The organism is Candidatus Vicinibacter affinis, from assembly GCA_016714365.1.
GTDB lineage: Bacteria > Bacteroidota > Bacteroidia > Chitinophagales > Saprospiraceae > Vicinibacter > Vicinibacter affinis.
In genome coordinates this window covers 202,371-214,964 of the sequence record JADJNH010000006.1, presented here as the reverse complement: position 1 = coordinate 214,964, position 12,594 = coordinate 202,371, and the positions used below count along the sequence as shown (strand labels likewise).

The window sequence follows — 12,594 nt, the reverse complement described above, 5'->3', positions numbered from 1 at the left end:
AAATGATGAAAAATAATATTTTTAAAGATAGTAAGCAATTCAAGTTCAGATCGCACTATCAAAATTTACTTAAGAGCATTGTGATGATTGCTCTTTTTATGACTGCCATGCAGTTTCAATTGACTGCTCAAACATTTGAATACTCAAAACCTTCCTGGTGGATTGGAGCATCGGCGGGAGCAAACTTAAATTTTAACAGAGGCTCTACACAAGAGTTGAATGCGGAATTTACTTCACCGGTTGCATTTCACAATGGTTTTGGGGCCGGGTTATTTCTTGCCCCACTGGTAGAGTATCAGGCTCCTGGGTCAATGTTTGGCTTTGGATTTCAGGCAGGATACGATAGCCGAAAAGGCAAATTTGATCAAGTGATTACACCTTGTGATTGTCCTGCGGACCTGAGCACTAAGTTGAGTTATATTACTGTGGAGCCAACTTTGAAATTTGCTCCTTTTAGATCAAATTTCTATTTGTTTGGTGGTCCACGGGTAGCATTTTTAATTGACAATTCTTTTACTTATAAATTGGGAATTAATCCTGCATATCCTGATCAACTACCCAATCCTGATGTGAAGGGTGATTTGAGCAATACAAACAAAACTTTATTGTCTATGCAAATTGGGGCAGGATATGACATTCCTGTGTCGTCACAAAATCATCAGATTCAATCTATGATTTCTCCATTTGTTTCGTTTCAGCCTTACTTCGGTCAATCACCAAGAGCTATAGAAACCTGGAATTTGACAACTGTCAGAGTTGGAGCAGCGATAAAATTTGGCAGAGGAAAGAAAATACCTGTTCCGGCAATTATCGAAATGGAAGATCCAAAATTTAAATTCACCATCATTTCTCCTAAAAACATTCCTGTTTCAAGAAGAGTGAGGGAGACATTTCCTGTATTAAACTATGTTTATTTTGATGGAGAGTCAACAGAAATTTCAGATCGATATGTGTTGTTAAATAAAAATCAAGTTAAAGACTTTAAAGAAGATCAACTTGAAGTTTTTAAACCTAAAAAACTATCTGGACGTTCGGATCGCGAAATGGTTGTGTATTATAATGTATTAAACATTTTAGGTGACAGAATGCAAAAAGATCCTTCATCGGAAATTGTTTTGGTTGGTTCTTCCATCAAAGGAATTGATCATGGTAAGTTAATGGCAGTATCAGTGAAGGATTACTTAGTGAATGTATTCTCTATAATGCCAAGCAGAATTGGAATTGAAGGACGCGACAAACCAAAAATTCCATCTGAACAACCTGGAGGAACTTTGGAACTTGATTTACTTCGTGAAGGAGATCAGCGAGTATCGATTGAAAGTAATTCTCCGGCACTGTTGATGGAATTTCAAAGTGGCAAGGAAATGTTGTTAAAACCTATCGAAATTAATTCTATTCAGGAAGCACCATTAGATAGTTATGTTTCATTTAATGTAGAGGGGGCCACGCAAGCATTTACATCCTGGAATATAGAAGTAAAAGATAGTAAAGGCAAAATTCAAAGTTTTGGACCTTATTACAAAGATCTGGTTACCATTCCTGGTAAAACCATTTTAGGTGAAAGACCTGAAGGAGATTTTGTGGTTACTATGAAGGGGATAAGGGAAGATGGCAAGATTATTTCACAAAGCAATAAAGTTCATATGGTCCTTTGGAAACCGGACGAAAATGAACAGGGGATTAGATATAGTGTGATTTATGAATTTAATGAGTCAAAAGCAGTTTCGATTTATGAAAAATATCTCACTGAGGTGGTTGCAAAAAAAATACCTGTAGGTGCTAAAGTAATCATACACGGTCATACAGATGCCATTGGTGATGAAGTCAATAATCAGAAATTATCACTGGCCAGGGCTATGGATGTGAAAACAATTTTGTCTTCAAGTCCGGCATTGGCAGGTAGAAGTGATATTACTTTTGAAACCATGGGTATGGGAGAGGATGATACTTTTGCTCCTTTTGGCAATAAGTTTCCTGAAGAAAGAGCCTATAATCGCACCGTAATTATAGACATCATTCCAAATAAAGAAAGGTAAGTGTAATTTGAAGGGTTAATAATGGGGGGCTACCTATTGTAAAATAGGTAGCTCTTTTATTAATCCCAGTTCATGTCTGATAAAATTGTCTCTTGTCATTGATTTTAAAATTGATTTTGCAGGATTTCATTTTTTTAAAATTGTGTAAAATATGTAAGTAATATTTTTTTGGATGTAATTATTTTAATCAAGGTTATTGCATCTTTGGGAAGTGATAATTCATTCACACAATAAATATTTAAAAAATGAACTCTACTGAAATGAAGGGAAATTGGAACGAGCAAAAGGGGAAACTAAAGCAAAAATTTGCAGAACTGACAGATGATGATCTTATGTTTGGGGAAGGTAAGATGGATGAAATGATTGGTAAGTTGCAAATAAAACTTGGCAAATCAAAAGAAGAATGGCAGAAAATGATGGCAGAACTTTAATAAATTAATACACTTTGAGTCACCAAATTTAACCATTAAAATTACAAAAAAATGAAAAAATTATTTTATTATATATTACCAGTTATTTTGATTTCGAGTATGATCATGATGTGCTCCTCTCCAGCAGAGAAGGTAAACACTGCCCAACAGGAAGTCAATCAGGCCAACAAGGATTTAGAACAGGCTAATCAGGAATACCTTCAGGATATTCAGAATTACAAAAAAGTAAATGAAGACCGTATTGCTTCCAATAATCAGTTGATCGCTGATTTTAAGAGTAGGATTGCTAATGAAAAGAAAGCGGTAAAAGACGAATACAATAAGAAGATCGCTGAGTTGGAACAAAAGAATGCAGATACTCAGAAAAAATTGAATGAGTATAAGGCAGACAGCAAAGAGAAATGGGAAATGTTTAAGTCAGAATTCAACAGAGACATGGATGAATTGGGGACGGCTCTTAGCAATTTAACTGTCAAGAACAACAAATAGGCAACATGGTTTTTTGAAATAGGTTTCCATATATTATTTATCAGGTTCTTAAATTTAATTTGAGGACCTGATATATTTTTTATGGGCTAAGCAACAGGCACTTGAAAAGTTAAAGGTTACTTTGAGGATGCAAGAATTATAATTGGAGCAATATTATACCAATTTTCTCATCAAGGTTTTTATATTTTCAAATCCAAACGAAAGATTATATGGATAGGATGAAGTTTTGGTTAATAGGGGTTAGTATTTTTTCAACTGGATTTTGCACTTCTGGTTGATTAATTAAATACGACGCTTGATTTAAAAAGTTACTCATTATTCCAATCATTACACATTGGTGTAATCGGATAGGTAATTATCGTTCTAATTTATCATCTTTATTCGATCCTTCTTAATTCTGTGAATTTGGGCGGAAGGAATTTATATCTGTAAGATTATCAATGTATATGAAATAATCAATTAAAGGTATAGTTGATTAGATAGTTGAATGAAGTAAAGTACCCATACTCATAAACGTTATGAGTATGGTACTTTTTTTTTGTAATCTATTCTATATTTAAATGAGCAATATAAATGTGAGCATTACATGGCCACTTCATTCACATTTTTTGCCAAGCATTTTTTTAATATTCCCCAACCATTCTTCTCTGAGTATGCTGAGTACTATGCTGTCCCTACGTCCGCCATCTGATTTAACTACATTGGATCGCAAGACTCCTTCTACGGTACACCCAATGGATTTCATTGCAGCAATACTTCTTAAATTATCATTGTCTGCACGAAATTCAACTCTTTTAAAATTCATTTGCTCAAAGGCAAATTCCAATAACAAAAATTTGCAATGCTTATTTAGTCCGGTTCCCTGGAATTTTTTTCCGTACCAGGTGTAGCCTAATTGCAAAGTCTCATGAAAAGATTGGATGTCATAGAATCTTGTTGACCCTGCAAATTGATTGAGGCGCTTATCCCAAATGATGAAAGGATACTCTTTTCTTTCTGATCTGCTTTGGAGAGCAGAGGAAATATAATTTTTCAAATTAGCTTCACCTGCAGCTGAGACGAGGGAATATTCCCAAAGATCTGCCTCATGCATTGCGAATGGAAGTAGATTTTCGATATCAATTAACTTGAGCGGCCTTAATTGAACAGCATTATTTTCTAGAATATATTCGGTCTCAAAATCAAAATTTATCATTTCAAAATAATTATCCTTTCTGTAAATTTATTTCATCAATTGGAACGTCCATGTAATGGAAGTATTCTCTCTCAACTTTACTGATTCTAAGATGATACCATTCATACCATACTTTTTTACCCATGCGCTGGGCCATCATATGATCCGCATTATTTTTCCATGATTTGATGGCCTCAAGACTGTTCCAATAAGAAACTGTAATGCCAATTTCCGATCGCGCACTTTCTATTCCCAGAAAACCCTCCTGGGTAGATGCGAGTGCCTCCATTTTGTCTGCCATGATTCCATAGCCTTCATCTGCAGGTGTTCTTTTAGAGGTAAAAATGACAGCATAATAGGGTTTTGGCCAATTATTTGGTGGATCTGAATACATGTGTAATTTTGGAATAAAATTACACAATCATTTAAATGCCAGGCAATTTTTTAATTTTCAAAATCAGAAGAACGACTTTTAAAATGCAAATGTGGCGCCCATGAAATATTTAAACGAGCCCGATTATTGTAAATTAGCAAAGTGCATCGGCATAGGCCAGTGCGCACATTTCCTGTATTATTTCCATTCCTGCTTCACAGATGTGAATGTTTGTCCAACCTTGATCTCCCCATTTATTGGGAGCTTTTTCAATGCCTGCCAATCCAAGGAATACAGATTGTTGTACTTGAGAGAGTTTTACACAAAGGATATTCCTATCTTCATCCAGGCTGGCAAATATTCTTTTCTTAGTCCGGTAGGCAGTTTTTTCAAAATGAGGAGCTGCACTGCATCCATTCAGGGACAGTAAATGTTCTTTTAGAGCTTTTATTTGATTCATGATTTGGTTTAGCATTTTAGCTGCTCAGACTTGCGATGCAAAGTTCCCTGATGTGCCATATTTCTTCCAGTGTTAAATTTAAGTTTGGTTGTTGCTCTAACCATTTTTTTAAATAGGATTTATGGTATGTTACCTTTTGATCACCGGATTGGCTCGCAGCGATTTCCTTTTCATGAGTGATATCAATTTTAACGCCTGTCTCATTTGTAAAAGTGCAATCCATTATTTGGTTTTCAATTTTAAGGTAACAATGAGCCTCCGGAATATGAGAGAGTCCATTACTGGAAAGTATTTGATTTACTTTATGGTTAAAATTTAAATCCATATTGAATACACCTATCAACAGTTTAATGTGATTCCATTCATTTTCCTCTGCCAACATTTTTAAACATGCATGTTTGGTGCTGCAGGTTCCACATTGTTCTGTCAATACTGAGAGAGGGAGATATTTGTTTTCGTTTCTTTTATAGGGTAGCTTTTTGATGTAGGCAAATGCTTCTTGAAAATTATTGCAATTGAGTTTGATGAATTCTTTGGATAGAGGACCATTCGAGGTTATTTTTAATTGAGTAAAGTCTATATTTTTGTTTTGATCTACTTTCATTTTTTTGACTTGAGTTTAGCTGGTAACAGATCTAATTCGTTTCATGAATATTGCTTATTTCAACAACTTGCCTTAGCCTTTAGTTTATTTATTAAATTGAGGAACATGGAATGTATTTATAATTCAAATATTTGATTAAACTGTGCAATCTTATATCCGTTCTTCAATACTTGTTTGGCTTCTTTGCTGTTATTATTAAGTACGGGATTGGTGTGGTTAAAATGAATGAAGTGTACTTTTGCTTTATCCATGGCGCTCAGACCGGAAAATAGTTTCATGGTTTCAACGATAAAAGGATGGGGGATTTCATCAATATTTCTATGGTTTATTTCAGCTGCATCATAAAATGTTCCATCAATAAAGACATAGTCCATTTGCACAATCAGTTTCTTAATATCCGTTTCCCATTTTTGCCATTTGTCAATGTCTGGAATGAATAATGCTTTTTTATTTGGTCCGTAGATTGTAAATCCAACAGTTTCTGAGTATTCATCCCGATGAGGAACAAGAATTGGTTGAATGTTCAATCCTTTTTTGAGCTCAATATTTTCTTTGTTCTGCATCGTTTGAAGCATAATATTTCCTTGTTTGATCAATTGATCCCAAGGTCCATTTCGCTGAAGAAATTGCGACATGCGAGGCATGGCATACACCAATACATTTTTTGAATTCATGGATTCTTTTCCCAGATACATCAATCCTGTATAATGACCGATGTGTGCATGACTTATAAAAATACCATCTGGAACATTCGTTTTGGAATGCTTATCAAGGCTTTCCAGATTCCAAAGCTGACTCGCAAAATCAGGAGTCGCCTCAAATAAATATTTTTTTTCATTTAGAGGATCAACTAAACCCAAACTCACCACCTTTCTGGTGGGATCTGGATGTAGATATAAATTTTTACAGCAATCCTTTTTGCAACCTGATTGCGGTGAACCGGCATCCTGAGTTGTCCCCAATATTATCAAATATGGGTTCTTTATGGGTAAATTGGTTTTGTTAGGAGAATAGATATCTTTTTTTTGATGACAAGCGAAAAAAAGACAGACCAACAGACTCGATATAATAAGAAATTTTAAAAACTTGGATGGAATGATTAAGTTAGATTTTATCATGTACACATTTTGTGTCTTGCAAAGTTATTTCTTTCTATGGTTAAAATTGGTACTCAAGATTAAATAATTAAATCTTGTAATTGCAGTGAAGAAAATCTTATAAGGCCTTGCAGTTTTCATTGGTTGGAATTTATAGGTACTTTGGCAAGAGACAATTTCAAAATGTACTGTGGTTTAAATAAAAGCTAATCTTGTTTTAAATCATAATGCCAGATGATAGAAATCATTCTAATTGCGAATAATTTAAGATAGTTTAGTAGCTATGAAAAAGCAATTTTTATTCGTTCTATTCGTGTTCGGGTCAGTTTTCTTTTGTTGGTCTCAGCAATCAATAGATGCGGCAGGAGGTGGTGTCAAGTCGGCGAATTATTCGTTCTACTACTCAGTTGGAGAAATTGGAACGGTTACTATTGGAAATAAGACTGTTGGTTTTGCCACAGGAGGGGTAATTCAGCCAGAACCCTTGATAAATACTGGGACTAAGGGGAGCTCGTCTGAAAAATCCTATCTATATCCGGTACCGGCACTGAGTGAGTTATACTTTTATCCTGCAATGCCTGATGGAGTAAGATACGATATATACTCCATGGATGGGGTTTTGGTTTTTGGAGGTAGATTGAGCAATAATAAGGTCAGGGTTCATCACTTATCCGCGGGTGCTTATTTTATGTTTGTTTATTCGAAACTGGCCGATCATAAAGTGAAGTACAATTTTATCAAAGGTTAATCTTAAAGGTTGATTTTGTCGAAAAATAATTCCCTTAGATTTTGCATCATAATTTGGATAGATTTTGAGCAGTTGATTTATTCAAGGGGTTAATTTGTACGCAGTTAATTAAAAGCAAGTAATGATCATGAAAATAAAATTATGGAGTGTTTTTCAACTTGTGTTCAGGACGTTCATTCTGATTCTTTTTGTTTTTTCATCCGGATGGACTCAGGTTCCGTATGGATTAAATTTTCAGACTATAGTAAGGGATAAAGATGGAAAACCCATTATCCAAAGAAATATTAATATTCAATTTTCTATTTTGAAAAATTCAACTACGGGTGAAGTTGTTTATTCAGAAGAGCATCGAACCAGTGTAAATGAATTTGGCTTAGCTAATGTTTTGATTGGTTATGGCTTTCCTTTACTAGGGCGGTTCAATCAAATTAATTGGGCGGATGGAGGTTTCTTTTTAAAAACTGAAATTGACCCGAATGGTGGTTCCAATTATGAATTGTCCAGTATAAGTCCTTTCCTGAGTGTGCCGTATGCTCTTTATGCAGAAAAAACAAAGCTGGATGCCGGACCTGGGATAATGGTAGAAGGTAATCGGATTTCAGCAGAAGATAGTTCCTCCATGAATGAAATCCAAATATTAAGCCTGAACAATAACCAATTGAATTTGTCGAAAGGTGGAGGATCAGTTACACTCTCAACAACAGCAGATAACTGGGGGGCACAAGTGGTGGTGACGAATACTACATTGACGGGAGATGGCACCATCTCCAAACCATTGGGTCTGAGTGACAATTCTGTCAGCTCCTCAAAAATATTAAATGGTTCTATTTTGTTGGAGGATTTGGCTTCCGGTGTTATTCCAAATTATTCAGCGGGCAATGGTATTCAACTAAATAATCAAATCATTACCAATACAGGTGATTTGAGTAATACCAATGAATTACAAACGCTTAATTTTAATACCTCAACCCAGGAGTTGAGCATCAGCAATGGAAACACCATAAGGTTTCCAGTGACAAGTGCAAGCAGAATTCACGATGCGGATGGAAATACTCAGGTGCAATTAGAGAAAAATCCCAATGAGGATATCATAAGATTTGATGTTAAGGGAATAGAGAAACTTAGCATTCATGAAAATCCTTTTGGTTCTACTATGTTGGAGATTGAAGGGAATAACAGCAATTTATTTTTAGGAAAGGACGCAGGTGGACAAAATACTCCAAAATCAAATGCTACAGAAGGATCTTTCAATACTTTTATTGGTCAACTCAGCGGTGTGAATAATACTATTGGAACACACAATACAGGATTGGGTACTTATGCAATGTGGTATAATGTCAATGGTAAACACAATACTTCAATAGGCTTTGAGTCAAGTTTTTTTAACGAAAATGGGAACTTTAATGTGGCTGTGGGAAGAAGTGCTTTGCATAACAACCGATCCGGGTCGAGTAACGTTGCCATCGGTGCTCATGCTTTGGAAATTGGTGATAAGATTGGAAGCAATGTCGCCATTGGTCCTGCAGCGATGTTTTACAACAACAGGAGTAATATTGTAGCAATAGGCGATTCATCTTTGTTTAATAACGGAAGTGGGTCACTTAATGAAAATCAGGGGATTGAAAATGTCGGAGTCGGATCCAAAACTTTATATACTAATACAGTTGGATCAGGCAATTCTGCATTTGGTACTTTGGCCTTGTATTCCAATATAAACGGCAACAACAATGTTGCAAGTGGAGCGGGTTCACTTTTTTCCAATACATCCGGTCATTCCAATTCTGCATTAGGTTATCATACCTTATTTGCAAATGAAACAGGGTATACTAATGTAGCCATTGGTACAAATTCTTTAAGTGCAAACTTTGATGGATTTGGGAATACTGCAATTGGATCCACCAGCATGTTTGGCAATATAAATGGAAACGTAAACACTGCGGTGGGATTAGGTGCATTATTTTCCAATGAATCCGGTTCGTACAATACTGCAGTGGGAAGCAATTCGCTTTCGGAAAATTATACCGGAATCAACAATACTTCAGTTGGAGCAGAATCAATGAAAAATAATTATCAAGGAGTGTTCAATACCGCATTGGGTACATATGCATTGTATGAGAATAAAAATGGGTATAACAACACAGCCGTCGGAAATTCAGCCGGGTCAGTAGGTGCATTAAATGAATCCTGCACCTATATAGGCCATAATTCAACCAACAATGGAAGTATTAATCTATCTAAAAGTACAGCCATTGGAGCAGATTCCAGAGTAAATGCAAGTAACCAGATACGTATAGGAGACGCCACAACTGTTTCCATAGGTGGCTATAAATCCTGGACAAATATTTCTGATGGACGATTTAAAAAAGATGTGGTAGAAAATGTAATTGGTCTGGATTTTATTCTAAAATTAAGGCCAGTAAGTTATGTGTTGGATATCGATCAACTCGAGACGGTTCAAGGAATTAAATCAGAAAACAGAAAGAGTTTTCTACGCAATCAAAATTCTACTGCAGCAAATTCATTCAACCCAGTGCGGCAAACGGGATTCATTGCCCAGGAAGTGCAAAAGGCCTCAGATGCGTGTGGTTTTCAATTCAGTGGTGTTGACAGACCTCAAAATGAAAATGATTTTTACGGATTGCGTTACGCGGAATTCGTGGTGCCTTTGGTTAAGTCTGTACAAGAACAACAACAAATAATTAATGCCCAAAAACTAGAGATAGAACAATTAAAGAGTAAATTAAATCAATTGGAAAATTTGGAGTTAAGGTTAAGCCAATTGGAAAAATTAAACAAGTAAATATTGAACAGTAAATTGAAATATAATCATCATGAATAAAATTCTAAAACATAAAAATTTATTGCTTGGAATACTTTGTGTGTTCATAATATTAGGTTGGACAAGCATTGGCAAGGCTCAGGCACCCAACGGACTAAATTTTCAAACCATCGTCAGGGACAATACCGGCAAACCATTGAATGGAAAAAACGTCAACATTCGATTTTCAATTCTCAAAGGTTCTGCAACAGGTGTGCTGATTTATTCAGAAGAACACCGCACCATAACCAATGAGTTTGGATTGGCAAATGTTTTAATTGGATATGGTTTCCCACTGGCAGGAAGATTTGATCAGGTCGATTGGTCAAATGGAAGTTACTTTCTAAAAACAGAAATTGATCCTAATGGGGGCATAAATTATGAACTTTCAGGAGTTTCTCCTTTCCTTAGTGTCCCTTATGCATTATATGCTGAAAAAACAAAACTTGAGGCGGGACCAGGAATCCAGATTTCCGGTAATAGAATTACCAATATTGGTGATCCGGATCCGAATGATGATTTGAAAAATGGCTCTGCCGTTGGAGGAGATTTGAACGGTACTTTGCCTGCACCAAAAGTAGTAGCCTTGCAGGGTAGGCCTATACAGGACATAAATCCATTAATAAATCAGGCTCTCGTTTGGAATGGGTCCGGATGGATTCCGGCTAATGTGGACAATGATCCAGCCAACGATGTTACGATTAACAGTCTGATGAGTGGGGATTTATCCGGGACACTTCCTGCGCCTAAGGTGGCCGGACTTCAGGGACGTTTGGTTCAGGATGTGCAACCTATGATTAATCAGGCGCTTTTGTGGAATGGAAGTCAATGGGTTCCTGCGAATGTGGATGCAGATGCAGCCAATGATTTGTTGGTAAACAGTGTGGCATCAGGTGATTTGTCGGGAACCTATCCTGGTCCAAAAGTGGTCAAATTGAATGGATTTCCATTAAGTGCTACGCCGCCTGACTCCGGGGATGTGTTGGTTTTTTCTTTAGGTGAATGGAAGCATTTTCCTTTAAGTGCAGGTCCTGGAAGTGGTGCGTCAGTATGGAAAAAATCAGGTAATGAAGTAGTTTTGGAAGATCCTTTAAATGTCCAAAAAGTAAATGCATCTAATGCTAGTTATTTGACACAAAATCAACTCATCACAGCAAAAGGTTCGGACAGCACCTATGTCTCACCTATTGGAATTAACATGAGTAAGTTGATTGGAACAACGAAGTCAAAAACCATTTTGCATCCTGGAGTATTTTCAATGAACAGTGGGGCCAGTTATCTTATGGGAATCAATGCTTTTGAAATAGGAAGTCCGTATGCTGAAATGGAATTTTGGAATTATGATCCTACGGATAAATCCATTAAATCATTTTTCAACCCTTATGAAATCCATTTTGACATGGCTTCCCCGGATCGCGGTTCACATCTTTTTGCCAATGAGTTTGAAATTTACCGCAAGACCAAAGACGCACCGCTTGAGTATGCAGGGGTGGATGTGAATGACAGTACACTCGTGTACTACAATGGAAGTAAATCCATTGTTTCTCTTAACAATGCGGCAACATGGGGAGGTGGGATTCATCTGTATGATAAATTTGGGAAGGAAAGAATTAATATGACTTCTCTGGTAAGTGATCAGACACAACCTTATTTCAGTCTGTCTTCTGCAAAAACTAATCGTGAGGTGATTGAGTTGCTAAGTACGAGTTCTACCGGGGAAATGTATATCGGCAACACTAACACCAACCAATTAAATGTATATGCAGGTTACAGTAGTGTTGGTCCAAATTATCCTTTTTTGGGGATAGGTGATGGTGCAGGTGGAGAATCTGCAGGTATGTATTTGAATACATTTGGTCAGGGAGTTGTGTTTGGAGATGTAAAAAGTTTTCGAATGGATGATCCTGTGGAAAGTGGTCAGGAAATTTGGTATGCATGTGTGGAAGGACCTGAAGCTGGGGCTTATGAGCGGGGCAGTGGAGAATTGATCAATGGAGAAGCGTTTGTATCTTATTCAGATCATTTTAAAAAAGTGGTGAACACGCAATCTTTAACCGTACAGTTGACACCTGCATATTCGGATACTTATGGTATTGCAGTAGTGGAGAAAAATGCGAATGGATTCAGAGTAAAAGAATTGAAAGGAGGAAAAGGAAATTTTAATTTTGATTGGGAGGTGAAAGCAGTTAGGAAGGGTTATGAAAATTATGAAGTTTATCATAAAAAAGAAACCTTAAGAGCAAAGCATGATTCAAAGGGTGTTAAAATTGAAGAAACAAGAGAATTTAAGCCACAATCAAAAAGACCAAAATAAACATTGATCCCATGTTTCATTAAATCAACAAGCTATTAAGTCGGGGATTC

11 protein-coding genes are annotated in these 12,594 nt (G+C 36.3%); 6 read left to right on the top strand and 5 right to left on the bottom strand.

Annotated elements, in window-relative coordinates; all coding sequences use genetic code 11:
- Positions 1-5: 5 nt before the first annotated feature.
- From IPJ53_14070 to IPJ53_14060, 3 genes are all read left to right on the top strand, one after another.
- The gene (locus IPJ53_14070) at positions 6-2,036 is read left to right on the top strand and encodes an OmpA family protein (GenBank protein MBK7800224.1); all 2,031 of its coding nucleotides are present in this window, start codon (positions 6-8) and stop codon (positions 2,034-2,036) included.
- Between the two features lie 245 nt (positions 2,037-2,281).
- Positions 2,282-2,467: a CsbD family protein gene (locus IPJ53_14065; protein MBK7800223.1), complete on the top strand. Its 186-nt coding sequence runs from the start codon at positions 2,282-2,284 to the stop codon at positions 2,465-2,467.
- Positions 2,468-2,518: 51 nt separating this feature from the next.
- Positions 2,519-2,956: a hypothetical protein gene (locus IPJ53_14060; GenBank protein ID MBK7800222.1), complete on the top strand. Its 438-nt coding sequence runs from the start codon at positions 2,519-2,521 to the stop codon at positions 2,954-2,956.
- A 595-nt stretch (positions 2,957-3,551) separates the two neighbouring features.
- Here IPJ53_14060 and IPJ53_14055 read toward each other — a convergent pair.
- The 5 genes from IPJ53_14055 to IPJ53_14035 all read right to left on the bottom strand — a co-directional run bounded on the left by IPJ53_14055 (position 3,552) and on the right by IPJ53_14035 (position 6,685).
- Positions 3,552-4,151 (bottom strand): GNAT family N-acetyltransferase, encoded by a 600-nt coding sequence (locus IPJ53_14055; GenBank protein ID MBK7800221.1) that lies wholly within the window; start codon positions 4,149-4,151, stop codon positions 3,552-3,554.
- Positions 4,152-4,161: 10 nt separating this feature from the next.
- The gene (locus IPJ53_14050) at positions 4,162-4,524 is read right to left on the bottom strand and encodes an antibiotic biosynthesis monooxygenase (GenBank protein MBK7800220.1); all 363 of its coding nucleotides are present in this window, start codon (positions 4,522-4,524) and stop codon (positions 4,162-4,164) included.
- Positions 4,525-4,657: 133 nt separating this feature from the next.
- Entirely contained in the window at positions 4,658-4,963 is a 306-nt protein-coding gene (locus IPJ53_14045) for a hypothetical protein (protein ID MBK7800219.1), read from the bottom strand.
- A gap of 16 nt (positions 4,964-4,979) precedes the next feature.
- Positions 4,980-5,567 carry a hypothetical protein gene (locus IPJ53_14040; GenBank protein ID MBK7800218.1) on the bottom strand — a complete coding sequence of 196 codons (588 nt, stop codon included), beginning with the start codon at positions 5,565-5,567 and terminating at the stop codon, positions 4,980-4,982.
- A 116-nt stretch (positions 5,568-5,683) separates the two neighbouring features.
- Positions 5,684-6,685 carry an MBL fold metallo-hydrolase gene (locus IPJ53_14035; protein MBK7800217.1) on the bottom strand — a complete coding sequence of 334 codons (1,002 nt, stop codon included), beginning with the start codon at positions 6,683-6,685 and terminating at the stop codon, positions 5,684-5,686.
- Between the two features lie 262 nt (positions 6,686-6,947).
- On the opposite strand from IPJ53_14035, the gene IPJ53_14030 reads away from it, so the two are divergent.
- From IPJ53_14030 to IPJ53_14020, 3 genes are all read left to right on the top strand, one after another.
- Positions 6,948-7,412, top strand: coding sequence for a T9SS type A sorting domain-containing protein (locus tag IPJ53_14030; GenBank protein ID MBK7800216.1), 465 nt, complete (start codon positions 6,948-6,950; stop codon positions 7,410-7,412).
- Between the two features lie 127 nt (positions 7,413-7,539).
- Positions 7,540-10,212: a tail fiber domain-containing protein gene (locus tag IPJ53_14025; protein MBK7800215.1), complete on the top strand. Its 2,673-nt coding sequence runs from the start codon at positions 7,540-7,542 to the stop codon at positions 10,210-10,212.
- A 31-nt stretch (positions 10,213-10,243) separates the two neighbouring features.
- The gene (locus IPJ53_14020; GenBank protein ID MBK7800214.1) at positions 10,244-12,544 is read left to right on the top strand and encodes a hypothetical protein; all 2,301 of its coding nucleotides are present in this window, start codon (positions 10,244-10,246) and stop codon (positions 12,542-12,544) included.
- The last annotated feature ends 50 nt before the right edge of the window (positions 12,545-12,594 follow it).

Excerpts from the sequence above, each read along its gene's own strand:
- IPJ53_14050 (MBK7800220.1), bottom strand. The coding sequence starts at position 4,524 with ATGTATTCAGATCCACCAAATAATTGGCCAAAACCCTATTATGCTGTC.
- IPJ53_14045 (MBK7800219.1), bottom strand. The coding sequence starts at position 4,963 with ATGAATCAAATAAAAGCTCTAAAAGAACATTTACTGTCCCTGAATGGA.
- IPJ53_14030 (MBK7800216.1), top strand. The coding sequence starts at position 6,948 with ATGAAAAAGCAATTTTTATTCGTTCTATTCGTGTTCGGGTCAGTTTTC.
- IPJ53_14040 (MBK7800218.1), bottom strand. The coding sequence starts at position 5,567 with ATGAAAGTAGATCAAAACAAAAATATAGACTTTACTCAATTAAAAATA.
- IPJ53_14035 (MBK7800217.1), bottom strand. The coding sequence starts at position 6,685 with ATGATAAAATCTAACTTAATCATTCCATCCAAGTTTTTAAAATTTCTT.
- IPJ53_14065 (MBK7800223.1), top strand. The coding sequence starts at position 2,282 with ATGAACTCTACTGAAATGAAGGGAAATTGGAACGAGCAAAAGGGGAAA.
- IPJ53_14060 (MBK7800222.1), top strand. The coding sequence starts at position 2,519 with ATGAAAAAATTATTTTATTATATATTACCAGTTATTTTGATTTCGAGT.
- IPJ53_14025 (MBK7800215.1), top strand. The coding sequence starts at position 7,540 with ATGAAAATAAAATTATGGAGTGTTTTTCAACTTGTGTTCAGGACGTTC.
- IPJ53_14055 (MBK7800221.1), bottom strand. The coding sequence starts at position 4,151 with ATGATAAATTTTGATTTTGAGACCGAATATATTCTAGAAAATAATGCT.
- IPJ53_14070 (MBK7800224.1), top strand. The coding sequence starts at position 6 with ATGAAAAATAATATTTTTAAAGATAGTAAGCAATTCAAGTTCAGATCG.
- IPJ53_14020 (MBK7800214.1), top strand. The coding sequence starts at position 10,244 with ATGAATAAAATTCTAAAACATAAAAATTTATTGCTTGGAATACTTTGT.